This window comes from Kineococcus deserti, assembly GCF_050871945.1.
In the GTDB taxonomy this organism is placed as follows: Bacteria; Actinomycetota; Actinomycetes; order Actinomycetales; family Kineococcaceae; genus Kineococcus.
In genome coordinates this window covers 61852-85860 of sequence record NZ_JBJLSI010000012.1, presented here as the reverse complement: position 1 = coordinate 85860, position 24009 = coordinate 61852, and the positions used below count along the sequence as shown (strand labels likewise).

Below are 24009 nucleotides of genomic sequence, written 5' to 3'. Positions count from 1 at the left end.
GAGTCGCCTGCTGCTGCCCATCCTGCGACGGACCCGACCATCGTGCAGGCCTTCATCGAGCAGGCACGCTGGATGCATGATCACCACGACAAGCGCGGGGAAGCCTTCGCCCAACGCGCCTCGACCGTCCTGGCCTTCGACGGGGTGGCACTGTCAGTACTGATCGCCGGGCTGGTGGCGCTCAAGGCCGCCGTCACCTTCGACGCCTGGATCAAACTGAACGTCATCGTGATCGTGGTCCTCCTGCTTGGATCGGCGACGTCATGCCTGGTGGCCTTGGCCCCGCGGAAAGTGACTGTCCCCGACAGCGTCCAGTTGCGGGAGCAGTGGGTCTCTCTGCGCGATCACCGGCGCTCGGTCACCATGCCGGCCCACGTCGCCGATAGCCTGCTCGGCGGTGACCAGGACCCGGTGGTCTCGGCGAAAGAGGAGGCCAATTCGCGGGGCCAGTGGTACCTCAAAGGACTCAGCGCGCTGCTGGCCGCGCTGGCGGCAGTGTCCGTCCTTGCCCTTCAGATCCTCACCCGTCAACTCTGACAGGAGAACACCGATGCCGACAGAAGACGCAGAACCGCAGGCCGCGGCGCCGACGCAGCCCGACCCCGACGCACCGGTCGACACCGAGCTCAACCTAGAAGCGCCGCGTTACGAGACGGTCGAGAAGGGCGAGGACCAGTCGGACGTCGAGACCAGGAACGCCGAGTCGTGAGTCAACACGTTGCGCTGTGCGGATAGACATCACTTGATGCATCGCTGGGAACTGGTCAGTGCCTTGCTCACCACGAAAGGTCTTCATGGCTTCGCCTGAAGAACGTCAACGTTTCCTCAAGTTCGCCTTGTCGGAGATGGGGACTCAGAACGCGCATCACGAGTTCGAGCACCTGTGCCGGCACCTTGCCACTCGCCGGGTGGCGAGCAACATCCTGCCTGCCACCGGCCCGGTCAGCTCAGGTGGAGACCAGGCGCGGGACTTCGAAACGTTCCGGACCTATCTGGCCGAAGGCGTGGACGGAACCAGCGGCTTCCTGGCGCTCGCGACCTCTGAGGTGGTGGCTTTCGCGTGCACCCTGCATAAGGACCACCTGTCCACCAAGATCCGCAGCGACGTGCGGGGCATCTGCACTCAGGGCACTGCGGTCGATGTGGTCTGCTACTTCACCTCCGGCTCGGTGCCGGTCGCCGCACGCCACCGACTGCAGGAGCAGGCGAAGGCGGACCACCGTGTGCGTTTGGAAATCTTCGACGCGGAGGCGATCACCACCTGGCTGGCCGACCCCGAGCTGTACTGGATCGCCAACGCCTACTTGCACCTACCGATGGAGATGGCTCCCGCGCCGCAGCCTGAGGAGGTAGCCCTTCCCCGGTGGTACCAAACCGCCAGGATCCACTGGCGGACCGAATCCAGTGCCGACCTCACCTCTGCTGATTTCTTCGAGATCCGCCGCGCTGCCCGTCACGCCGCTTCAGAGGAAGCAGCCCGTCCTGACTTGCCCCAGTGGTTGCGCCTACTGCACGCTTTGGCGCTTGAGGCGTCGCGTACCCGCGACCGGCAGAATGCTCGCTACGAGCTTGCGCTGGCCACCTATCGGGGAACCGGTGATCTGACGCGGGCCGATGATGCGGTGCGTGACTTCATGGCCGACGTCATGCAGGAGGAAAGCGCAGGCCTGCTCATGGACGCGGCCGTCCTGCTTGCTTACTGTCTGGGAGCACGACTACGTGACCGATCCGGCATCCCCGGCACGCAGATCCACGCCTGGGGGCGAGACCTGCTGCAACACCTCCGGGACCTGCTGGAGTTGGCGCCACCTCGAAACCAGCGGGCCGCGCTGCTCGAAGTCTTTGCGCGCCTCGCCCTCACCCCGGTCCCATCCGACCCGGAAGACCTCATCGAGCAGGATCTGCCGAGTTTGGCTGAGGTCACTTCCATGGTTCGGCAGGCTCAGGAGAACGGCACGCCAATTCCCGTTACCGTCGTAGGCGATGTGGTGATGCTCGACGCGGACGGGGGACTGGAAGCCCTCAGCGAACTGACCGCTCTCCTTCCCCTGGCCAGCACCTTCCCGGTTGAAGGTTTGTGCAACTGGTTCGATTTCATCAGCCAAAACATCATCGACGATCCGCGCTATCGCGGTATTCGCGATGCCCTGGATGCCGCGACCGGCCGGGTTGCAGGCAACGACGCCGTGGCAACACGGTGCATGACGCGGGCACGCGCTCTGGTTGAGGCGGGTCGCCTCCTCCCTGCCCTCAACGAGTTCCATGAGGCCAAGGTCACTTGGTGGAGTGGTGACACGCTGCGCAGTTCCCTTCTGGCCATGCTGTCCATCTCGGACATCTACACCGAGCTGCGACTGCCGATGGCGGCCAAGCAGTACGCCATGGCCGTCGCTTTCGCTGGACACGCCACGCAGAACGAGGACGTGCAAGACCTGATCCCCGTGGGACTTTTCGGGGCCGCGAACTGTGACCACGCCGCCGGCGCCTGGATCGGTGCGACGGAGCTCACCCGCGTGGCCATGCTGGCGCAGCACCACTTCATGCTAGACCCCTGGAACAACGAGAAGTACCTGTACCTCGATGGAGCTTGGGACAACCAGGCGATCCGCCTCCACACCGCACAGGCGATCCGCCCGGCGGTGCTGGAACAGCTACGCGGCATCGTGGTGGACACCCCAGTGATCGACTCCATGCCACCGCAGTCGACGGATCCGGATCACCCGTCTGAAGACGAGTGGGCGGAACTCGCCGACCAGCAACTCAGCGGACGGCCCTTCGACGATGCCGGCCCGCAGCGAGTCATTCACTGGGCCGGGCTCGGAACCCGCTGGTACGTGCGCTGCCCCAATGACCGCGCGACCGTCCTGGCGGCAGAACGGTTCAGTGCGGCAGCTCAGATCCTGCTCGCCGACCTCAGTGCTCACGATCCGTTGCTGCTGCCCAGCGACATAAATATCAGCCTCACCGTCCGCAGCACGGAGGATGTACCGCCCCCGCGACCGGGCCAGGACGCGTGCGTGGAAGAACCAGACAACGCGGTAAGTCGCTGGACGGTCTCGCTCACCCCATACACCGGCGGCGTCGCCGATGGAGCACTCGAACAGGAAACCCTCGCGGTGCTGGCGCAGATACTGGTGACCATCACCCTGCTACCCGGCGAAGCGTTCATGACACTGGTGGAACGCTCCTTCGAGCGCGGCCTGCTCCACAAGCTCGGCGCCGGCCGACCCTATGACGAAGTCGCCGACACCCGCCCCGCCACGAGCTACACCACCTCCGCGACCTTGCCGGTGACGAGTGTTGCAGCTGATCGTCCAAGAAACCTTATGGCCGCCGACGAACTACCTTCCCCCAGCGGGCCAGGCCCCGGATACACGGAACAAGAGTCTCTGGCAGCCTGCGCTGGGCGATACGAAAACCTTCCACCCATTATCCGATTCACCTTGGCAAGAATGCTCGGGAACGAGCATGCACGTCAGGTTCTCGCGGAACGGAGGCGCGCAGGCTGGTTGGACTGGCACCTGCTGACCGCCATCGCCAACGTGGTCGGGAACCAGCGTCTTCATGCCGCAGGTCTTGACCGTTTCTCTCAAGACGAGACCTGGCGCCGGCGTGCTGGGCAACTCATGCGTCGGGCTGAGGAGCCGAACGACGTGGTCTCCTTGGAGGTGTTCACCAGCGAGAATCTGAGCACCGCCTTGAACATGTCGGCCTTGCACACCCTCACGAACTGGGGATTGCAGACCCATCAACGCACCCCCGACTTCGCCGCCATCCTGACCCTGCTCGGCGACCGGTACGGTTACTGGACCGATGATGTGCCCCATGACGACCTCTTCGGCGTTTTTAAGAATCCTGAAGGACGATGGGGCAGGAAGCGGTGATCGCCGCATCGTGCACGGCGATCAGTGGATGCCGTAGTCAGCGTAGCGGACGTCCACGACAGCGGGATGAGCGCAACGTGTCAGCCAGAGCCGAGGACTTCGCCCCACGACGGTGGTTCCCCTGTCGTCAACGAGCCGGGAACGGCGCGATGTCGCTGCTCCACTGCTTCGCTGCCGTGAGCAGCTGAGCCTGGTCGATCCGGAACGGGATGCTGTACCCGTACACGTTGGGCTCGGGTCCCGTCATCACATCGGGTCCGCCTGCCAACGCCTCCAGGGACAGGTGCACGCGCAGCAGCGTTTGGTCACCCTCGACTGCGCCCACGCTGAAGGCCAAGTTGGGTTCGATGAAGATCATCGTGCTCGCGGCAAGGTCTGAGCCGGGGTCGTCGGTCGGCTCGAGGCGTCCTTCGGCCGCGGCGTGCAGCCAGTCCAGCAACTCCTTCGCCTCCCACGTGGTCAAGCTCGGTTCGTCGAACGTCCACGACTCTCCGGCGGCGGTGCGCACCGTCCCGTGCACGATGAGCCAGTTGGCGTCCAGTTCGCCAGGAGTGGTGAGGGTTGGGTGCTCGTAGCCGCTGGGACGTAGTTCGAGCAGGGCGCCGTCGGTGGAGGTGAGCTGCACCTGCTGAGTTTCCCGCGCCTGCGCTGGCGGGGATGCTCGACGTGGTGCACCGGTCCAGCCGATGCGCGTCAGAACAGCGAAGTCATGGCGGGTCGGTCGCGATGCCTTCGGGTCGGCTCTGTCAGCCTTCTGCGACGTTGCCGCTCCTGCCGCGTGGCTACACCGCCTCCACCTCGCTCATCGACACGATCGTGCGGACGGCGACGATGACCGTGAACCCGGCCGTTCCCGATCCCGGATCGGCCGTCCTGCGTGAGAGCGTCGTGGAGCTTGACCCGGTTTCCCGGACAGGTAGGTGACTCGATCATGCCGCAGCGGTCGCCGCGGTGTGAAGGGCCTCGTACTCGACGGGGCTGAGGTAGCCGATGCCGGAGTGACGCCGACGCGGGTTGTAGAACGCCTCGATCCACTCGAACATCGCTGAGCCCAGCTCCGCCCGGGTGGACCAGGCGCGGCGGTCCAGCAGTTCGCGTTGCATCGTGGACCAGAAACTTTCCATCAGCCCGTTGTCGACGCTGGAGGCGACCCGCCCCATCGAACCCAGCAGGCCGGCGGCCCGCAGCCGGTGCCCGAAGATCCAGGACGTGTACTGACTGCCCCTATCGGCGTGGACGATGGTTCCCGGCTGCGGACGACGTCGCCAACAGGCCATCTCCAAGGCATCGACGACGAGCTCGGCGCGGATGTGATCGGCGATGGACCAGCCCACCACCATCCGGCTGAACACGTCGACCACGGCGGCGCAGTAGACCTTGCCTTCGGCCGTGGGGTGCTCGGTGATGTCGCTGACCCACAACCGGTTCGGCTCCTCGGCGGTGAATCGGCGCCGCACCAGATCCTCGTGCGGCGCCGGCAACGGCTTCAAGCCCGACCGTTTGCGGCGGTGGCAGACACCCACCAGGCCAGCAGCACGCATCAGCCGGGCGATGCGTTAGCGTCCGCAGGCGATGCCCATCCCCAAGCGCAGCTCAGCGTGGATGCGAGGCGCACCGTAGGTGGCCCGCGAGGAGACGTGGACCTCGACGATGGTCTGCGTCAACGCCGCGTCGGCAACTGCCCGGGCCGACGTGGGTCGCCCCAGCCACTCGTAGTAGCCCGAGCGGGACACACCCAGTACCCGGCAGGTCACCGCGACGGGGACCGGGGCGGTCTCGTCATCGGCAAGGTCACGGACCAGCGGGTAGATCATTTTGGGTCCGGCAGCACGTCCCGGGCGAAGTAGGCACTGGCCCGCTTGAGGATGTCGATCTCCATCGCCTGCACCCGGGTCTTGCGGCGCAACTCCAGCAGCTCGGCGCATTCACCGGCGTCGAGTACGGCGGTGGTGTCCTGACCGGCGCGGCCGCTGGTACGGCCGCTGCTGCCTTCAGCCAGCCGGACCCAGCGGCGCAGGCAGGACTCGCTGATGCCGAGGTCAGCGGCGATCTTGCCGATCGGCTGCTCACGCAGCTGCGCCAGCTCCACGGCGCGCTGACGGAACTCCGGCGGGTGGGGTCGGGGCATCGAAGGACTCCTTTCTGGGCGACATCATCGCCTCAGGTCGGTGTCCGGAAAAGCGGGTCAAGCTCCTGCCGATTGTGCGCGTCTGCGGGGACTGCGCGCAGGCCTGCATGGCCATCTGACGCAGCGGCTCGAAGTTCCAGTCGGTGTCCACGTACGTGCCGAGGAAGGCATCGAGCAGCCAGTCCTCGAGTTCGTCGTCGCAGCGCGGGTCGCTGAGCGCTTCGAGAATCAGGCCGACGGCGGCCGGGTCTCGGTAGCGCAAGACTGCGGCTGCCACCGTAGCGACCACGAAGGTGTCGGGGTAGAGCAGCAGATCGATCAAGACGGCCTGGTCGCCGGGGAAGGATCCGTGGGCCAGGGGACGGGGATCATCGTCGGCTTCAGAGGAGGCATGGAGCTGATCTTTGAGCCGGGCGAGGAAGCTCACTGATCGTGCTCCTGTCGTGGCTGGGGTGTGCGGCTTTGGTCAGTCTGCGGGCTTTGGCCCTGCTGGGGATGCCTTGACAGGGTCTGCTGCATGATCAGGTGACAGCTACGTCACGCGGTCAGGGCGACCGACGTGGTCATGATGGTCTCGTACTCGATGGGGGTCAACCGACCTAGACCGCTCTGCCGCCGCCGGCGGCGGTGATAGGTCCGCTCGATCCAGGTCACGATCGCGATCCGCAGCTCCTCCCGGGTCGACCACTGCCGGCGGTCCAGGACGTTGTTCTGCAACAGGCCGAAGAAGCTCTCCATCGCCGCGTTGTCCCCGGCCGCGCCGACACGGCCCATCGACCCGACCAGGCCGTGACGGTTCAGAGCGTGAACGTAGCGCCGGGATCGAAACTGCGATCCTCGGTCCGAGTGCAGCGTGCAGCCAGCCACGTCGATCCCCTCAACTCGCCGTCGCGCAACGGCATTGGCCAACGCGCGGACCGCTAAATTCGACGTCATCCGTGAGTCGATGGAGTACCCCACGATGCGCCGGGAGAACATGTCCTTGATGGCGCACAAGTACAGCTTGCCCTCGCCGGTCCAGTGCTCGGTGATGTCGGTCAGCCACAACTGGTTCGGGCTATCCGCGGTGAACTTCCGCTGCACCAGGTCGTCGTGAACCGGTGGGCCCGGTCGCTTCCCGTTCTTGGACCGTCTCTTGGAGAAGGCGCTCCACCAGCCGTTGTCCGAGCAGATCCGCCAGGCCGTCCGCGCCGCCATCGGCTGCCCGGCCTCGGCGGCTTCCTCGTGCAGGTAGCGGTAGCCGAACTCCGGGTCGTCGCGGTGGGCATTGTGCAGGGCGTTGGCGCGGTAAGCCTGCTCGATCTCAGTGTCGGTGACCGGCTGAGCCAGCCAGCGGTAGTAGACCTGTCGAGCGATGTTCAGTACCCGGCACGTGAGGACCACCGAAATGCCCTCGGCGGCCAGCTCCCTCACGAGCGGGAAGATCCTTTTCCCGAGCCGCCGGGCAGGTTGGCCTGGGACAGGTAGGCCGCCGCGCGGCGCAGGACCTCGTTCTCCTGCTCCAGCAGCTTGATCCGCCGCCGCGCCTCACGCAGCTCGGCGTTGTCCGTTGTGCTCGTCCCAGGCTTCACGCCGGCATCCACATCCGCTTGGCGCATCCACTTCGACAGCGTCATGACGTGGATGCCGAAGTCGGCCGCGACCTGCTCCAACGTCACGCCAGGGTCGCGGTCCCGGGCGACGCGCACGACGTCGTCCCGGTACTCGCGGGGGTAGGGCTTGGGCACAGCGACATCCTTCCAGGCCTGCTGAGGAGCAAGCCAGCTCGGTTGTCACCGATCAGTGCAGCAGACCCTCTGGCTTTCGTGGCTGCTGCGGCGCTCTTGGCAGGTTCGGGCTGCGCTGACAGCGCGCCGTCACCGACTGCGCCGTCTACATCGACCAGCACGAGCTCGGCATCGATGTCTCCAGAGCCAAGTGCAGTGGTCGAGGGTCCCGATGCTGAACAAGCTCCGGCGGCATTCCGGGAACGCTCCGCCCTACCGCAATGCACTGTGATCACCCTGACACAGGGGCAGAGAGTCCCGGCCGATCTAAAGGACTGCCTGCTCAGCTCTGATGCGCAACGCGAGGGAGCTGAGGTCGTCGTGACGGCTCCAACGACGGAGGGGGACCCCATCAAGACGTACTACCGGGCGCTACCCGGTGGGGACTTGGAGGTCTTCATCGACACCACCGCGGACTCCTTCGGGTCCGGGGAATGGCGCCATGTGCGTTGTGCCGACATCGCTGCACTGGAGAACTTGGACAGCTGCCAGCAGGCATGACCGAGGGTCCCGACATCGCCTGGACCGCGAGGTCGACGTCCTGGCCAGCGGGATGACCGTGACGTCGTCCTGCTACGGGGTCAGGCCGCGAATCGGTCGGACGTTGGTGCTTGCTCTGCCGTCGCCTGGCCCTCAGCTGCCGTCTGGCTGGCAGAAGCGCAGGACGTTGCCGTAGGGGTCGATGACCTCCAGGGTCGGCCCGCCGGGGGACTCGATGTCCACGCCTGGTCGCGCGGGTGCGGTGGGGTGGGTGTGCAGTTCGGTGTGCAGGGCGTGGACGTCGGCCACGGCGATCCACACGACGCCGTGAGGACTGCCGTCACCGTGGTGTTCTGACAGGTGCAGGACCGTCTGCCCGCGCGAGACCTGCATGTACAGCGGGAAGCCCGGGGCGTAGCGGTGCTCCCAGTCCAAGGTGAAGCCGAGGTAATCCCCGTAGAAGCCCAGCGCCACCTTGGCTGACATCACCCGCAGCACCGGGACGCCAGGGCCGAACGCTGGCGGCTGTACGGGCGCGGCCGCGGTGTGCGCGTTTGCCGTGGCGGCGAGGGTGTTCCGGTCTCGGACGCCGTGCTGGTGGGCGATGAGTTCCAGGGCCAGGGAGTGGGGGACGTCGATTCCGGCGGTGGTCAGGTCGCTGCGCAGCAGCTTGGCCAGGTCCTTGGCCCGGGCGAGAGAAGTCGATGAGGGGGTCGTCGAGGGGGTCATGGTGCGCCTTCCTGTGCGGCAGGTGCTGTGCCGGGTGCTCGCGTTGCCGGCTGCTGCCGCGTCCGGGAAGCCGCAGGAGGCGGGACCCAGCGGTGCATTCACCAGACCCCGAAGGGCGCGAGCGGCAGGCTGCACCGAGCCACCAGCAGAGTAGCTACCGCAGCTACGCCTGCCCAGATCGACGACCGCAGATCGGCGGATCCGGGCGGTCATCGACGTCCATGACAGCGGGATGATCGCGAGGTCGGTGGCGCCCTGCGGTCCATGATCGCCATGCTGGTCGTGTGCACCCTGAGCTGAACGCGGCGCTGGCGCCGTTGCTGGCGGACCTGCAGGTGCCCAGCGGAGTCGCGCCGACCGTGGACGACCGCGAGTGGCAGGACTTCCCCGGGGCCGCCAGCTGCTGGCTGCACAGCCCCGACGGCACCGGCATGGGTGTGTGGGTCCAGACCGGGCAGCCCTTCACAGCACAGGTTCTCGCCCTGGCTGAACAGGTGCATGAGTGGGCGGTGGAGGCGTTGTGGAAGCTCGAGCGGTCAGCGTCGTGGCCGGCGTGCCCGCACCACCCTGACCGGCACCCGCTGGTTGCGCGCGAGCACGACAGCCAGGGGATCTGGGTCTGCCCCGTCCTGAACACCAAAGTCGCCACCATCGGAGCGTTGGCGGACTTCCGCATCCGCAAGCGGCACCTTCGAGGCCGCACCTGATCGCGGGATGACCGGTAGATCGCTCCGACCCGAGCTGGACCGCGGTCAGGTTGCTGGTCCTGGCTCGCGTGCCGCACCCTCACGTAACGTGAAGGTTGTGAATCGCGGAGCGAACCGATGAGTCAGTCGATGCATACCTGGCGCCGGTGCCCGGTCTGCGGAAGCGAGGCTCGCATCGAGTGGGTGCAGCGTCTGGGTGGTGATGGCGAAGTCGTCGGCGAGGAGGCTGGAGGACTGGTCTGTCTGTATGAGTGCGTGGTGCCCGTGGTGGACCTGGCCCGCCACTTCCGAGGGGCGGGCCCGGCCGGCTTGACCCGTAGCTGACTCGGCAGCTGCCGACCTCGGCAATTCAGTCGTCCCTCCGGGAGGCCACGGCCGGGCGGCCGACGCCGGCATGATCGGCGGAACGCTCCGGTGCCGCGGTCCGGTGCCCGCGGCCGGGGCGGCGGCCGGGGCGGGGGCCGGTCACTTCACAGCCGGGAGCGCAGGTCTTTCAGCCAGGCATCGGCGGTGCGGACCTGCTGGGCGAGTCGGTCGCGGCGTTCTTGGGCGGTGGCGATGAAGGTGCGCAGCTCCTGGGTGCGTTGCTCATCGTCGGGAGCGGTGGCCAGCTGGTCCAGGACGGCGATGAGGTGGCGCATGTCGTCCAGGGAGAAGCCCAGCGGCTTCATCTGCCGGATCAGCAGCAGCCGCTGGACGTCGGCCTCGGTGTAGAGGCGGAAGTTGCCGGCGCTGCGGGTGGGGGTGAGCAGGCCCTCGTCGTCGTAGTGGCGCACCGTGCGGTGCGAGAGCTGGACCCGCTCGGCGACCTCGCCGATCTGCATGAGCCGCCCGGTCTGGGGGTCGGAGGCGTCGACGATGTCCACCGCCGTAGTCAAGCACCCCCCACGGAGGACTTGATCGCCCGGCGCTGCGTGAAGGCCGGGCGTGGGCGGAGGGCGCCATCCACCGCCGGTCACGGTCGAGGGCGTAGGGCACGGGGGGTGCGGGTGACCCAGGCGGCGTCCTTCCAGCTCAGCGCGGGGCGCTCGATGAGCGTCCAGGAGGCGGTGGCGACCGCCGCGGTCAGCGCCAGGCCCAGGGCGATGAAGGGCACCGCGGTCAAGGTGGCCGCCCCGAGGGCGAACAGCAGTTGGGCGATCGGCCAGTGCCAGACGTACATGCCGTAGGACAGGTCCCAGCGCATCCGTGGGCGCCAGGGGCAGCGCACGATGGCCCACAGGCACAGGTAGGCGAACGCCGGCCCGGCCAGGGCCCGGTAGTCCGGCAGGAACGTCAGCCCGACGATGACCAGGGCCAGGCTGAACCCGGCCAGCCAGCCCCGCACCGGGATCTGGTCGGCGAACAGGTGCCCGGCGGTGCCCAGCAGGAAGACGAAACTCAGCCGCAGCATCAGCTCCGAGCCCAGCGGGTTGAACCCGGCGGCGGCGGCGATGGTCAGCAGCCACAAGGCGATCAGCAGGGCCAGCACCAGCCACCGCTGCCGGCGCAGGATGCCCACCACGCCCAGGCTGGCGACGATGGCGTAGCAGCACGCCTCGAACAGCAGCGTCCACAACGAGCCGTTGATCACATCCGGGGCGCCGGAGCCGGCGGTCAGGCCGCTGATGCCGAACTGCTGGATCTGCAGAAACGCGTTGTGTTGCAGGTAGTCCAGCGCCGAGTCCGGGCCGGTGAACACTGAGGCCGCCGGGCGGCCCTCGAGCAGGGCCAGCAGCGGGGCGACGAGTGCGGCGGTCAGCAGCAGGGACAGCCAGAACCCGGGCAGGATCCGCAGCGCGCGGTGCCAGACGAAGCGGCGCAGGGAGTCCAGTCGCAGGTAACTGCGGGCGACCAGAAAGCCGGACAGGACGAAGAACGCGTCCACGGCCAGGCTGCCCAGGTCGGTGGAGCCGGTCTGCGGCTGGTGGCCGGTGCCGATGAGCATGGTGTGCACCACCGCCACCGTGGTAGCCAGCGCCAGCCGCAGCAGGTCCAGCGCGTTGCTGCGCGGATCGAAGGCTTCGGCCAGCGTCGGCCGGGCCGGGCCGCGCGCCCATCGAGCGCGTCCGTTGCGCGCGGGCGCTGTGGACGCAGCGGCCGTCGACGCCGAGGAGGGGCCCTGCGGGCTGGGTGGCTCACCTGAGTCGCGACGAAGTGGGATCACCGGTGCAGCCGGGGACTGCTTGCCCCGGCCGTCTTCCAGCTGGGCGTCGGGGCGGGCATCGGGTTGGGTGTCGGGCTGGTGGGCGCGGCGGCCAGCAGGCTGGCCGGGGGTGGTGCTCACTCGTCCTCATCTCATCGACCCGTACGGAAACAATTGGCGGGCAGCGCAATTGACGGCCCCGGCGAGTGCTCCAGGGGCGCGGAAGGCCGGTCGCGGCGCCGTTCGAGATCCGGACTCTACCCTTACGTTAGGGTAGAGTTGACGGCAGGACGAGACGCCATCAGTTGATCGGGTCACCTCTTCGCGAAGTTGTCGCAGCCAGCACCGAGGCCAGCACGCTCTGGTGCGGCCGACGGGCGAGGAGGGAAACGGCCCGGCGCCCGGTGTGCCGCTCGACCTCCCCTGAGCACTGACCCACCCAGCGACCGCCGGGCGCCTTCGTCCAGCGGTCGGCGCCGCCTCATCACCTCCGTGAACGGAGCACTTCCTTGGCCCTGCCCGCCGCATCCTCGGCCGCCCCCGCGCCAACCGCCCACCATCGCCGCCCGCCCTGGCTGACGCCCCGGGTGCTGCGCACCGAGGCCCTGGCCGGCCTGGTCGTGGCCCTGGCCCTGATCCCGGAGGCGATCTCGTTCTCCGTCATCGCCGGCGTCGATCCCCGCGTGGGGTTGTTCGCCTCCTTCACCATGGCCGTCTCCATCGCCTTCCTGGGCGGGCGGCCGGCGATGATCTCGGCGGCCACCGGCGCGGTCGCTCTGGTCATCGCCCCGGTGGTGCGCGATTACGGCCTGGACTACCTGCTGGCCACCGTCATCCTGGCCGGCGTGCTGCAGGTCGTCCTGGGGCTGCTGGGGGTGGCCAAGCTGATGCGCTACGTCCCGCGCAGCGTGATGGTCGGCTTCGTCAACGCCCTGGCCATCTTGATCTTCGCCGCGCAGATCCCGCACCTGCGCGACGTGCCGTGGATCGTCTACCCGATGGTCGCCGCCGGCATCGCCCTGATGGTCTTCTTCCCCCGGCTGACCAGGGCCGTTCCGGCCCCGCTGGTCGCGATCGTGCTGCTCACCATCGTCACGGTGGCCGCCCACCTGACCGTTCCCAACGTCGGCGACGAGGGCGAACTGCCCGACAGCCTGCCGTTCCCGCTGCTGCCGAACGTGCCACTGAACCTGCACACCCTGACGGTCATCGCCCCCTACGCCCTGGGCATGGCCCTGGTCGGGCTGATGGAGTCGCTGATGACGGCTAAGCTCGTCGACGACGTCACCGACACCCCCTCGCGCAAGGGCAGGGAGGCCTGGGGGCAGGGCGCGGCCAACATCATCACCGGTTTCTCCGGCGGGATGGGCGGCTGCGCGATGATCGGGCAGACGATGATCAACGTGAAGGCCGGGGCCCGCACCCGCGCCTCGACGTTCCTGGCCGGGGTCTTCCTGCTGGTCCTGGTCGTCGGCCTGGGCGATGTGGTGGCCACCATCCCGATGGCCGCCCTGGTCGCAGTGATGATCATGGTGGCGGTCGGCACCTTCGACTGGCACTCGGTCCACCCCGCCACGCTGCGCCGGATGCCCAAGAGCGAGACCGCGGTCATGGTCGTCACCGTCATCGTCGTGGTGGCCACCGACAACCTGGCCATCGGCGTCATCGTCGGGGTCCTGATCGCCGCGCTGTTGTTCGCCCGCCGCGTGGCGCACCTGGTCCAGGTCAGCAGCGTCCTGGACCCCGCCGGCACCACCCGCGTGTACTCGGTCTCCGGCGCGTTGTTCTTCGCCTCATCCAACGATCTGGTCACCCAGTTCGACTACCCCGGCGACCCGCAGAACGTGGTGATCGACCTGTCTGCGGCGCACGTCTGGGACGCCTCCACTGTTGCGGCGCTGGATGCGGTCCAGACGAAATACGCCGCTCGAGGCAAGGTGGTGCACGTCACCGGCCTGAACGCCGACAGCTCCGCCCGCCTGGAGCGACTGGCCGGTCACCTCGGCAGCGGACACTGACCAGCTGGCGACCAGCTGGCCAGAAGCCGGCTCTCACGACCGCCGCCTGAGCTCGCCCCCCCTTTACGAGCTCAGGCGGCTTCGAGAACGTCCTCAATTCGCCTACTTGTTCACCTCCCTCACGGCACCAGCCCGGCCAGGCTGTGCCGAGGTGCCTGACGCGTCGTTCTCAATTCGCCTGCCCACCGGCTTCACGGGTGTGGTTCTCTCATGGTTTGCGTCGCGTCGGGCACCGCTGGCGGGGAGTGGCTCAAGAGAGGTCTGCTCGGTCATCCCGAAGTAGCGCTGCCCACCTCGCCCCACCGAAGGCCAGGCGAGCGGGGAGCAGCGATGAGCGTACGAAGATCAGTGGTGGTGCCGGCGGTGGTCATCGGGATCGATCCGCACAAGCGTTCCGCGACGATCGAGGTCGTCGACGAGGCTGAGCAGATGCTGCTGGGGCAGCGCTTCGCCACCGGCACCGACGGCTACCGCGCGATGCTGGCCGCGGTGAGTGCGTGGCCCAGGCGGACGTGGGCGGTCGAGGGAGCCAACGGCGCGGGCCGATACCTGGCTCAGCGGCTGGTCGCTGACGGGCAGACGGTGCTGGACGTCCCGCCGAAACTGTCCGCGCAGGTCCGTGCGTTCGAGACCGGGCACGGGCGCAAGACCGACGCCACCGATGCTCACGCCATTGCTGCGGTCGCGGTTCGCCGCCGCAGGCGGCGCTTGGTGACGAAGGACGGGCAGGGCGCGGGGCTGCGGGTGGTGACCGTCGATGATGAGAGCGTCGCGTTGCGGTTGCTGGCTGATCGTCGTGATGAGTTGGGGGTCCGCAAGACCGAGGTCGTCAACCGGATCCATCGGCTGCTGGGTGAGCTGATCGGGGGTGGGGCCAAGCGCTTCCTCACTGCGGGGCAGGCGAAAAAGCTGCTGGACGGCGTGGTCCCGGTGGGTCCGGCGGCGTTGATGCGGACGCAGTTGGCGGCTGAATTGGTGGAGGAGTTCGCCGCGATTCAGGGCAAGATCAGGGCCGCGAACCGGCAGCTGCAGCAGCTGGTGGTTGACTCCGGGTCGCATCTGATGGATCTGTACGGCATCGGCCCCTCCAGCGCAGCGCGGCTGCTGGGGGATGTCGGGGACATCGTCCGGTTCCCCACCCGAGACCACTTCGCGTCCTGGAACGGGACCGCACCGATCGACGCCTTGCCGAGTGTGACAGCGGCGACAACGAGCACCACCGTTCGCGCCTTCCACCGCGACCTACGACGTCGTCCTGCGTGCGGTCGTCAGCTGAGATGAGGAGGCGCCGACCTCGGACGTTGATCAGCTCAGTGGGCTGCTGCCGTAGTGAGCGCAGGGTCCCGGCGGCTTGCTTGGCGGCTTTGGTCATGTTCTTCGTCAGCCAGTTGCGCTCGCCCTGCTCATCACGCAGGGCAGTGCCGTGGCGGCTCTTGCTCTGCAGCAGTAAGCCGTACCCGCCGACCAGGATGGTGCCATGTCCGATTTCACGGGTCGCTGCACTCTTGGCGATCTTGAGGGGGTGGAAGACGAAGTCGGGAAGTCCCCATGCGGCGGCGACAGCGCGCGTAGCCCATTCGGCGCCCTCACCTTGTTCAACGTCGTCCGGCAGGGGTAGAGCTGCGGGAATTCGGCATTCGAAGACACCTGCGGGTGTGACGACGAGCAGTGTGGTGTCGCGGGCGTCGACGACGGTGGCCAGGCCCAGCGCAGAGGCGCGCAGCTGCTCCAGCTCTGCATCGCTCCAGTTGCCGGTGTCGCTGGCCTGTGCCGTCCACGGGGCGCGCGGCGGCCCAACCTGCAGACGCGGGTCTGAGGACGGTTCTGGCGGTGGGGGCATGTCGTGGCGCTGATGCATGGAACGCTCGAAAGAACGCACGAGCTCGCTCACCACGCTGATCAGCCGCTGAGTGCGCCGGCTGAGGGTGTCGTCGGGTTCCTGGGGCAGTGGGTCGACCTCGGCTGCGGCATCGATGGCGATGTTGGCTGTGCCTCGTGCGCTACTACGGCCGGGCCGGTGTCCTTGCACGCGGTAGCGGGCGACGACAGGTTGGTGCTCGAGGAAGCCATCAGGCTCGCCGATCAGCTCGAGCAGAACCTCGGGCGGGTCCACGAGCAACTGTGGTGTGGCCGAATGCCCCCAACTGAGAATGCGCAGGGAGGCGCCGGCGTCGATGAGGGCACGCAGGAACAACAGGGAGTCATGGATGACCTGCAGCCCTGGAGGCGGTGCCGGGTGCGGGGAGATCGGCTGCATGGAGCGCACCATGCGCACTTGGTCGGGGCGCAGCCCTCTCAGGGCACCTTCATTCAGGCTCGCATCAAACTCATCGACGTTGACGCACACGGGAAACCGCAGCGATGCCAGCATCTGGTCAGGGCGGCCGGTCAGCAGCCGGGCGCTGATGCGCACCGCCTCATCCAGAGCCTGCTGCAGCAGCAGCGCCAGGTTGGTGTCCCCCGGAAGTTCGTGGCGAACTCCGGGGTCCTTCGCCGGACTGCACAGCACAAGGGGTATCGGTGCTGAGTCCAGTACCCAGCACGGAGGACGCTCCAAGGCGCATCCGGCTAGTTCGCTCCTGGCTGGGCCGCTTGGTCCGACGGCACTGCTTGTCTTGATACATCGCAGCGTCCGCCTCAGCCCAGGTGGCGCTGAGGTCTCCCGCAGAGCTGCGGACGGCTACGCCGGTGGACACGGCGATACCTGCCGTACTCAGCAGTTTTCGCAGCCTGCCCAGCTCCTGTCGTGCACCGTCGGTGTCGGCTTCGATGAGCAGGACGGCGAACTCATCACCGCCGATGCGGGCGACGACGTCCTCAGCGCGCACGGTGCTGCTCAGCAGTTGCGCGGTGCGGCGCAGCAGCTCATCGCCGGCGGCGTGACCGGCGGTGTCGTTGACTGCCTTCAGTTCGTCGAGATCCAGGCAGATGATGGCGGCGCGGTGACCGTAGCGGCGACAGCGTGCCTCCTCACGCTCAAGACTTCCGTCCCAGGCGCGGCGGTTCGCCAGCCCCGTCAAGGCGTCGCTCTGAGCTTCCAGACGGGCGCGTTCGGCCAGACGCAGGTGTTCTTGTGCCTGCAGCTCACTGGCCAGGACGGTGGAAAGCAGGCGGGCCTCAAGATGCAGGCGCACTTGCACCTCACGCAGGGCGTCCGGCTGAGGTCGGGTATCGAAAGCGCACAGGGTGCCGAACAGCTCTCCTGTACGTCCGCGCAGCGGCACCCCCACGTAGGCCCGGATTCCGGCGTGGCGGGCGTTGAGGGCCTGCTCGTAGGCCGGGACGTCGCGCACCTCAGGAGCCACCACGGGCCCAGAGCCGGCGAGCATGGCCTGGCACAAGGAGGTGCTCCACGGCAAAACGGTCCCGGGCGCAGCCGCCAGCTCAGCTCCAGCACGATGACGTGAGACCAGCACCACCTGATCCTCGCCGACCACGCGTGTCACCATCCACAGCTGCATCCCCGCCGCTGCCTGCAGGGCAGCCAGCACTGCGCTGACGGCAGCGGTGAAGTCCGGGAACGGCGCGCCGATCAAGGCAGTGGCATCAGTGGCATCAGTGGCATCAGTGGCATCAGTGGCATCACTGACCGCGCCTACTGCTGCAGTGGTTACGACGGGTGGAAGACCGGCAGTAGCAGCGCCGTCATCGGCGGGTGATGGGTCGTCGAGCATGGTGGTCCATCCTTTCGATCCTGCACTCAACCACTTCGTGCCCCACCCTGCCGCTCCAGCAAGAGGGCACGCGTGAGCGGCGAAGGAAGGGGACAGCGCAAGGCAGGACCTGAGCCAGGCGGAGGACGCGGGACAGGCGATCTCGCAGCAACCCCGGCTCTGCCCGTGGAGTCCTGCCCGTGCAGTCCTGCCTGTGAGGCCGGTCAGCTCGCTGTCGTCGCCCGCGGCGGCGGGGCGTGGACGCCCAGCAGCTGCTCCTGCACCTGCTCCGGTGCGCGGGGGGTGGCGAAGAGGTAGCCCTGCGCCGTGCGCACCCCCAGGCGGGTCAAAGCATCGACCTGCTGGGGGTGCTCCACGCCTTCGGCGACGATGTCGCAGCCCAGCCGCAGACCCAGCTGGATCAAAGTTCGGGCCAGCAGGTCATCACGCGCGGAGCGCCCCAGGGCTTGGACGAAGCAGCGATCCAACTTGACGATGTCGGGGTGGAAGCGCTGCAGGTAGCTAAAGCTGGCGTAACCGGTGCCGAAGTCATCCAGGGCCAAGGTGACGCCGAGGGCGCGGATGTGCTGCAGGGCGATGTCCACCGCTGCTCCGGTGTCGGCCAGGGAGGTCTCGGTCAGCTCCACGGTCAGCGCGTGCGCCGGAAGCCCGGCCACCTGCAGGGCTTCGGCGATGACGTCGGCGATGTCGGGTTCGCCCAGCTGGCGCCCGGAGACGTTGACCGCGACGTGCAGGTCAGCCGCGGCCGGGATGTCGCGGCGCCAGCGCGCCACCTGCGCGCACGCCTGCTGCAGGACCTCCCGGCCCAGCGGGACGATCAGGCCACTGGCTTCGGCCAGCGGCAAGAACACCCACGGCGGCAGCAGGCCCCGCTGGGGGTGGTTCCAGCGCACGAGGGCTTCCATCCCCAGCCAGCGTCCGGTCGGCAGGTCCACCACCGGCTGGTAGTGCACCACCAGCTCGCCGGCGTCGATGCCAGCGCGCAGGCGGTGGCTCTCACTGAGCACGTCGTGATCGCTCAGCCCGGCGCCGGCGTCGGCGCGGCGCAGCTCCAACAGTTCGGCCACCGTGGTGGCCAGATCGGTCAGGACCTGCACTCCCTGGGCGTCGAAGGGGCGGGCCTGGCGGTCCAGCACACACAACGCGCCCAGCGGCAGTCCGTCGCGGCCGATGATGGGGGCACCGGCATAGGCGCGCAGGTGCTCTGGGCCAGTGACCAGACCGTTGTCGGCGAAGCGGGCATCGAGGGTGGCGTCAGGGACCACCAGCGTCTGCTCATCGGCGACCGCGTAGGCACAAAAGGACAGCTCCCGCGGGGTCTGGGGGGTGTGGTAGCCGATGGCCGCGCTGAGGTTGGTGGCAGAGGCGAACCATTGCCGGTCCTCATCCACCAAGGTGACCAGCGCGGCGGGGGCCTTCAGGGCGCGGGCAGCGGCGGCAGTCAGGGCCTCCAGCGCGATGTCCGGTCCGGCGTCCAGGACCTGGTAGCTGCGCAGGGACGCCAACCGTTCGGCTTCTCGCCGGTGGCGTGGTGCTTGCGGCACGTCTTACTCCTGGGGGTGGCTCGGTTGGCTACCGCTCCCAGGAGGTCAGCGGTCTCGAAAGGGGTAGCGGCATCGATGCGTGAGGCAGCGATGCGTGAGGCGTCGATGGCTGACCATCCGATCCTCGATCCCCGACTCTTTCGAGCCTTCCCAGACCGTGAGCGGTTCAAACGCCGGAGACGTGGGCAACATCGCTGCCCTTCTAGACATCGGCAGGTGTCGACGAGTCCCGATCGCCCACTCAGGTGACACCTCGGCGAGTCCGGGCACGATCCTGAACCGGCCAGGCTTGAGGACCTGATGGCGCTCAGGGGGCCCTTGCCGACGCCGTACGTCGGCGCTCAGCGATGGGCCGACGGGACTTTGCCGCACCTCAGGTACTCCGAAGTTGCGCCCCCAGACGACGTCCTGCAGCCACCTGGTCCCATCCGTTGCGGTAGGCCGCAGCCCGGTGACGTCATCGTGAGGAGTGTCTGGCCCCGGACTTCGTCGTCCTTTGGCCGGCAGCATCCAGCCGACTGGACCATCCTCATCTCATCGGCCCTCCTGCTGGGCTCCAGAGAATCTCCGGCCCCAGCATCCGGCCCCAGCATCCGACCCCAGCAGTCAGCAGCTCCCAGGCCAGCGCTGTCTCACTGCCTTGCCACGCGCCTTCAGTGACCAGCGTGGTGGTCAGGGTGGTGGTCAGCGTGATGGGCACCCGGGGACGGCTCACCGCAGGAGGTGGCCTCGCTCTGGCGGGAGTTGCTCTGGTGGGCGTTGCTTTCAGCGCTGACCGCGTGAGCGCTGGCCTCGCCCAGGTTGATGATCACTGCATCGAGGAGGTCGACGATCGAGGGACCATTCTCAGCGGCCACGCTCTGGCGGTAACTGCGACCGCGGTCACGCTGACGACGCACGTCTTCGACTTGCTCGATCAACAGATGCAGTTGCTGAATCGAGACGTCGATCACCGAGTGCAGCCTTCGCAGATCCTGGAACGCGTCGTCAGCGTCCGGCTCGACGATCAGCTCAACGACTGGTTCTGGCGTGAGGTGTACTCCGTTGAGGTCGTCACCGGTGCAGGACGAGTGGTAGGCACTCACGACCCCCATATCGGCATCCCCAGGCTGCACCTTGAGCCCCCATGCACCGCGGGTCGAGCCGCAACGGCACCCGCCTGTCAGCAGGTGCATCCTCAGCCATGACAGCCAAGCGTCACCGGACTGTCTTCGGGTATCGGCGAGGTACCAGCAAGGGTCTGAACGAGGCAGCCGACCACGAAGAGGACAAGGCAAGGTCGGGTCCCTAAGGTGCTTCACATCGCTGCCGGATATCGCCGATATTGCCGGATGCTGGTTGGGAAGGGGATTCATGGGCGAGTCGTCCAGCGCGTCGTCCTGCGCGTCGTCGAAGCAGACTGGCGAGGGCCCCAGCGAGGGCCCCGGCGAGGGCCCCAGCGAGGGCCCCGGCGAGGGCCCCGGCGAGGGCCCCGGCGCAGACGTGGGCGGAGACGCTCGTGAACGAGCCTCAGGGCCGGCTGCCTGGGGCGAACAGCACGCTGGAAGTGCTCGCAAGGTCCGTCCCGCTTCTTCGGTACAGCTGCGGGCGGTGTACCAGCCCATCGTGGACCTGCGCACCCGTGAGGTGCTGGCGGTGGAAGGACTCATCCGCGGCGTAGCGGACGTAGCGCAGGGGACGCAAGCCGCTGGGTCAGGCGGGATAGAGAATGCAGACGGCAATGGCGATGGCCGTGGCGACGTCAATAGGGACGGCCGTGGGGACGGCAGTGGCGACGGCAGTGGCGACGGCAGTGGGGACGGCAGTGGGGACGGCGGCGCGGGCGTATCGCCCGCGGCGCTGTTCGCGACCGCCGCCGCAGGCAGCTCCGGCGCCGTCCTGCAGCTGGATGAGGCCTGCCTGCGCTGCATTGCAACTTCCGCGGCGGCGCTACCGGCGTCAGCGACGTTGTTCCTCAACGCTGAACCGGCCACGCTGGCGATGCTTTCTCGCCGCCGCCTGGCTGAGATAGCGGCGTTGGTGCCCGCCGGGGTGCAGGTCGTGGTGGAGGTGACCGAGCGGGACCTGCTGGCCCAACCCGCCTCCCTGCTCGCCGGGGTGCGCCGGGTGCGGGAGGTGGGCTGGGCGGTAGCCCTGGACGATGTCGGCGCCGAGCCGGCGGCGCTGGCGTTGATGCCGTTCCTGCGTCCTGAGGTCATCAAACTGGACTTGGCGTTGGTGCGCTCACGCCCCACCCTGGACGTGGCGGCGATCGTCAACGCCGTCAACGCCGAAGCCCAACGCTGCGGAGCGCTGATCCTGGCCGAAGGTATCGAGACCGAGGAGCACCTGCAGCGGGCCCTGGGCATGGGCGCGAGTCTGGGACAGGGCTGGCTTTTCGCTCACCCCGGCCCCCTGCCCACGGTCTGGAACAGCGCGCTGGACTTGCGCTCTGCGCCGATCGAGCCCCCGCTGGCCGCGACGGCCTTCCAGACGTTGAGCCAGAACGCGGCATCTGAGCGGGGCGTGGCGCCCCGGCAGGCCAGCGCGCCGCTGCTGGCGGCGCTGAGCCGGCAAGTGGAACGTCAAGCACTGCTGCTGGATGACACCACAGTGGTCCTGGCTTCCTTTCAGCACGCGGACTTCTTCACTCCCGCCACCGCACGCCGTTTCGAGGCGCTAGCCGCGGTGACTGCTTTCACCGCCGTCCTCGGGCCCGGGATCGAGGTGGAGCCGGCCAGTGGGGTGCACGGCAGTGCGCTGGAGGAGGCGGATCCGATGAGCCGGGAGTGGGTGGTCACGGTCGTCTCGCCTCACTTCGCGGCCGCCATCGCCGCGCGAGAGGTGATGGGCGCCCAGGGCCCCAGAAGCGCAGGGACAGCGGCAGGGACAGCGGCAGGGACAGCGGCAGGGACAGCGGCAGGAACAGCGACGGGTGCTGTGGAGCGGAGCAGTTCGCGGATGCTGGAATACGTCCTGAGCTATGACCGTGACCAGGTGGTGGCGGCGGCGGGTTTGCTGATGGCCAAGGTCCAGGGGCCCACCAGGACAGCCTCTCTGGCCAAGCGGCCTCATCCCTTCCCGTCTGCGTCCTTGTCGTCGGTCTCATCGGCGTCCATGCCCGGGTCCACGTCCCCGTCGTCCCCGTCGTCCCCGTCGTCCCCGTCGTCCCCGTCGTCCCCGTCGTCCCCGTCGTCCTCGTCGTCCTCGTCGGCCGCGTTGCCCGTGCCGCCGCCCTTGTCCTGGGATGAGACATCGCTACCAGGAGTATCGCCGCAGCAGCTTCCAGGCCTGCTCACGCGGGCGATCGCCACCGCCAGCAACGGCATTGCCATCGCCGAAGCCGACGGCGACATGGCGCTGGTCTACGTCAACGCAGCGTTCGAACAGATCACCGGATACTCCGCGCAGGAGATCCTGGGACGTAACTGCCGAGTGCTGCAGGGCCCGGACAGTGACCGCACGCAGGTCCGGGTGATCTCCCGGCGCCTGCGGGCCGGGCGCAGCGTGCACATGACGTTGTTGAACTACCGCCGCGACGGCAGCCCATTCTGGAACGAGATCACCATCAATCCCGTCCAGGACGACGCGGGGCGGGTGACCCACTTCATCGGCAACCAGGTCGACGTCAGCGATCGGATGCAGCGCCAGGAGCGCACCACCCGGCTGGCGTATCACGACTACCTGACAGGCCTGCACAACCGTGCCTACGTCATGGAGAACCTGGAGCTGGAACTGCGCCGCAGTCGGCGCAGCGGCACGGGAGGGGCGGTCATCTTCATCGACCTGGACGAGTTCAAGTCCATCAACGACCGCTTCGGTCACGCCGCCGGCGACGAAGTACTCATCGACACCGCGCAGCGGCTGCGTTCGGTGCTGCGTTCGGGGGATCTGCTCGCCCGCTTGGCCGGTGATGAATTCCTCCTCGTCCTGCCCGGTCTACCGCCGGGGCAGGAGGGACCGGTGCGTGCTGTGGTGGAGCATGTGCGGACGGCGTTCAAGACGCCTCTGGACCTTGCCGGCAGTCGACTGCGATTGAACGCCAGCGTCGGTTACGCGCTCTATCCCCGCGACGGGGTGCAGGTCGGGAGCCTGATCGACGTTGCCGATGCGGCGATGTACCGCGACAAACGCCGCCGCTGACCCGGGACTGCATCGGCTCAGCCTGTACCAGGAGGATCATTGAGGGCGTCCCTGAGGCACACCCAGCGGACCGGGCAGCCGCTCCTCGATCAACGCCTTCATCGCCTCGCCGTCCATGGCCAGGATGCGGTCCCTTCGACCTGCAGGTCAGGCCTCGCCTCCTTGATCATTCCAGGTCGCGGTGCCTCGCCGATGCCCCGGTGGGTCGCAGGCCCACCCGCCCACAGCACACCCAGTGACAGGTACCCAGCACTGAGAGTGCTGTAGAACTCACAGAGTGGAACACTCGCATTTCCCTTCAGCCCGCGTTCTGGCGGTCCGAGGACTGCTCGCAGACCTCTGGGGCAACGCCTTGCCCACTACCCCTGACCCGTGGCTGACGATGACCCAAGACTGCATCGGCTGCGACGACCACATCGGCCGCGAGCACGAACTGGTCGTCCTTGGCGATGGGCTGACACTCTCGGCGCTGCATCAGCTGATCTGGAAGCACCCCGGGGCACAGGCGGCCCTGGCCTTGCTGCCGCCCGACCTCGCCGATCGCCTCCGCGACAGGCGTCGAGGTCGAGGTTAAGGCGGCGATGGTGGTGCTGGCGGTGATGGTGGTGCTGGTGGACTGAACCACTGGGATCTAGCAGTGAACTGGTCCAGGGAGGACAGAGGCTCCAGCCGTGCCGGACAGACATGCGCTGCTCACCGCTAAGCAGGTCGAGCTTCTGCGGTGGTTCGGTGAGTACTCCAGCGCCTTGATTGTCTCCCCGCGCCGGGGCTGCACGCTGGTTGGACTGGCCGATGAGCTGATCGCTCTTCCGCGCCCTCCTGCAGGCCGACA

At 67.9% G+C, this 24009-nt stretch carries 19 protein-coding genes and 1 pseudogene; 7 read left to right on the top strand and 13 right to left on the bottom strand.

The window, feature by feature from the left end; translation table 11 throughout:
• The first annotated feature begins 42 nt into the window (after positions 1-42).
• The 3 genes from ACRYR2_RS11790 (at position 43) to ACRYR2_RS11780 (ending at position 3884) form a co-directional block, all read left to right on the top strand.
• Complete coding sequence (locus ACRYR2_RS11790; protein WP_432563058.1) at positions 43-537, top strand: hypothetical protein; 495 nt, start codon at positions 43-45, stop codon at positions 535-537.
• A gap of 13 nt (positions 538-550) precedes the next feature.
• Entirely contained in the window at positions 551-709 is a 159-nt protein-coding gene (locus ACRYR2_RS11785) for a hypothetical protein (RefSeq protein WP_432563057.1), read from the top strand.
• A gap of 85 nt (positions 710-794) precedes the next feature.
• Positions 795-3884, top strand: coding sequence for a hypothetical protein (locus ACRYR2_RS11780; protein ID WP_432563056.1), 3090 nt, complete (start codon positions 795-797; stop codon positions 3882-3884).
• 127 nt (positions 3885-4011) lie between these two features.
• On the opposite strand, the gene ACRYR2_RS11775 is transcribed toward ACRYR2_RS11780, so the two are convergent.
• The 7 genes and pseudogenes from ACRYR2_RS11775 to ACRYR2_RS11745 form a co-directional block, all read right to left on the bottom strand.
• Entirely contained in the window at positions 4012-4509 is a 498-nt protein-coding gene (locus ACRYR2_RS11775; RefSeq protein ID WP_432563055.1) for a WapI family immunity protein, read from the bottom strand.
• Between the two features lie 304 nt (positions 4510-4813).
• Positions 4814-5428, bottom strand: a complete 615-nt coding sequence (locus ACRYR2_RS11770; protein ID WP_432563086.1) for an IS3 family transposase — start codon at positions 5426-5428, stop codon at positions 4814-4816.
• A gap of 12 nt (positions 5429-5440) precedes the next feature.
• Positions 5441-5698: an IS3 family transposase gene (locus ACRYR2_RS11765; protein ID WP_432563054.1), complete on the bottom strand. Its 258-nt coding sequence runs from the start codon at positions 5696-5698 to the stop codon at positions 5441-5443.
• Positions 5695-5973 (bottom strand): transposase, encoded by a 279-nt coding sequence (locus tag ACRYR2_RS11760; RefSeq protein WP_432563053.1) that lies wholly within the window; start codon positions 5971-5973, stop codon positions 5695-5697. Before ACRYR2_RS11760 ends, ACRYR2_RS11765 begins: the two co-directional genes overlap by 4 nt.
• The gene (locus ACRYR2_RS11755) at positions 5951-6439 is read right to left on the bottom strand and encodes a hypothetical protein (RefSeq protein WP_432563052.1); all 489 of its coding nucleotides are present in this window, start codon (positions 6437-6439) and stop codon (positions 5951-5953) included. The genes ACRYR2_RS11760 and ACRYR2_RS11755 overlap by 23 nt, the downstream gene beginning before the upstream one ends.
• Positions 6440-6549: 110 nt before the next feature.
• A pseudogene (locus ACRYR2_RS11750) lies at positions 6550-7739 on the bottom strand (IS3 family transposase).
• A 672-nt stretch (positions 7740-8411) separates the two neighbouring features.
• On the bottom strand, positions 8412-8987 hold the full coding sequence (locus ACRYR2_RS11745; protein WP_432563051.1) for a glyoxalase superfamily protein: 576 nt from the start codon (positions 8985-8987) through the stop codon (positions 8412-8414).
• A gap of 284 nt (positions 8988-9271) precedes the next feature.
• On the opposite strand from ACRYR2_RS11745, the gene ACRYR2_RS11740 reads away from it, so the two are divergent.
• Entirely contained in the window at positions 9272-9694 is a 423-nt protein-coding gene (locus ACRYR2_RS11740; RefSeq protein ID WP_432563050.1) for a hypothetical protein, read from the top strand.
• A 470-nt stretch (positions 9695-10164) separates the two neighbouring features.
• Here ACRYR2_RS11740 and ACRYR2_RS11735 read toward each other — a convergent pair whose 3' ends face one another.
• Complete coding sequence (locus tag ACRYR2_RS11735; RefSeq protein ID WP_432563049.1) at positions 10165-10560, bottom strand: MerR family transcriptional regulator; 396 nt, start codon at positions 10558-10560, stop codon at positions 10165-10167.
• An 89-nt stretch (positions 10561-10649) separates the two neighbouring features.
• The gene (locus ACRYR2_RS11730; RefSeq protein ID WP_432563048.1) at positions 10650-11960 is read right to left on the bottom strand and encodes an acyltransferase family protein; all 1311 of its coding nucleotides are present in this window, start codon (positions 11958-11960) and stop codon (positions 10650-10652) included.
• A gap of 374 nt (positions 11961-12334) precedes the next feature.
• Between ACRYR2_RS11730 and ACRYR2_RS11725 the strand changes: the two genes are divergently transcribed.
• Entirely contained in the window at positions 12335-13837 is a 1503-nt protein-coding gene (locus ACRYR2_RS11725; RefSeq protein WP_432563085.1) for a SulP family inorganic anion transporter, read from the top strand.
• Between the two features lie 330 nt (positions 13838-14167).
• Positions 14168-15118, top strand: a complete 951-nt coding sequence (locus tag ACRYR2_RS11720; RefSeq protein ID WP_432563047.1) for an IS110 family transposase — start codon at positions 14168-14170, stop codon at positions 15116-15118.
• A 1136-nt stretch (positions 15119-16254) separates the two neighbouring features.
• Here the strand turns inward: ACRYR2_RS11720 and ACRYR2_RS11715 are convergent.
• The 3 genes from ACRYR2_RS11715 to ACRYR2_RS11705 form a co-directional block, all read right to left on the bottom strand.
• Entirely contained in the window at positions 16255-17511 is a 1257-nt protein-coding gene (locus ACRYR2_RS11715; protein WP_432563046.1) for a GGDEF domain-containing protein, read from the bottom strand.
• Positions 17512-17714: 203 nt separating this feature from the next.
• The gene (locus ACRYR2_RS11710; protein WP_432563045.1) at positions 17715-19055 is read right to left on the bottom strand and encodes a sensor domain-containing phosphodiesterase; all 1341 of its coding nucleotides are present in this window, start codon (positions 19053-19055) and stop codon (positions 17715-17717) included.
• A gap of 653 nt (positions 19056-19708) precedes the next feature.
• Positions 19709-20140 carry a hypothetical protein gene (locus ACRYR2_RS11705; protein ID WP_432563044.1) on the bottom strand — a complete coding sequence of 144 codons (432 nt, stop codon included), beginning with the start codon at positions 20138-20140 and terminating at the stop codon, positions 19709-19711.
• A 520-nt stretch (positions 20141-20660) separates the two neighbouring features.
• On the opposite strand from ACRYR2_RS11705, the gene ACRYR2_RS11700 reads away from it, so the two are divergent.
• Complete coding sequence (locus ACRYR2_RS11700) at positions 20661-23177, top strand: diguanylate cyclase domain-containing protein (protein WP_432563043.1); 2517 nt, start codon at positions 20661-20663, stop codon at positions 23175-23177.
• A gap of 298 nt (positions 23178-23475) precedes the next feature.
• Here ACRYR2_RS11700 and ACRYR2_RS11695 read toward each other — a convergent pair whose 3' ends face one another.
• Complete coding sequence (locus tag ACRYR2_RS11695; protein ID WP_432563042.1) at positions 23476-23802, bottom strand: hypothetical protein; 327 nt, start codon at positions 23800-23802, stop codon at positions 23476-23478.
• Positions 23803-24009 lie beyond the last annotated feature (207 nt).

Excerpts from the sequence above, each read along its gene's own strand:
- ACRYR2_RS11765 (WP_432563054.1), bottom strand. The coding sequence starts at position 5,698 with ATGATCTACCCGCTGGTCCGTGACCTTGCCGATGACGAGACCGCCCCG.
- ACRYR2_RS11715 (WP_432563046.1), bottom strand. The coding sequence starts at position 17,511 with ATGCTCGACGACCCATCACCCGCCGATGACGGCGCTGCTACTGCCGGT.
- ACRYR2_RS11780 (WP_432563056.1), top strand. The coding sequence starts at position 795 with ATGGCTTCGCCTGAAGAACGTCAACGTTTCCTCAAGTTCGCCTTGTCG.
- ACRYR2_RS11785 (WP_432563057.1), top strand. The coding sequence starts at position 551 with ATGCCGACAGAAGACGCAGAACCGCAGGCCGCGGCGCCGACGCAGCCC.
- ACRYR2_RS11720 (WP_432563047.1), top strand. The coding sequence starts at position 14,168 with ATGAGCGTACGAAGATCAGTGGTGGTGCCGGCGGTGGTCATCGGGATC.
- ACRYR2_RS11745 (WP_432563051.1), bottom strand. The coding sequence starts at position 8,987 with ATGACCCCCTCGACGACCCCCTCATCGACTTCTCTCGCCCGGGCCAAG.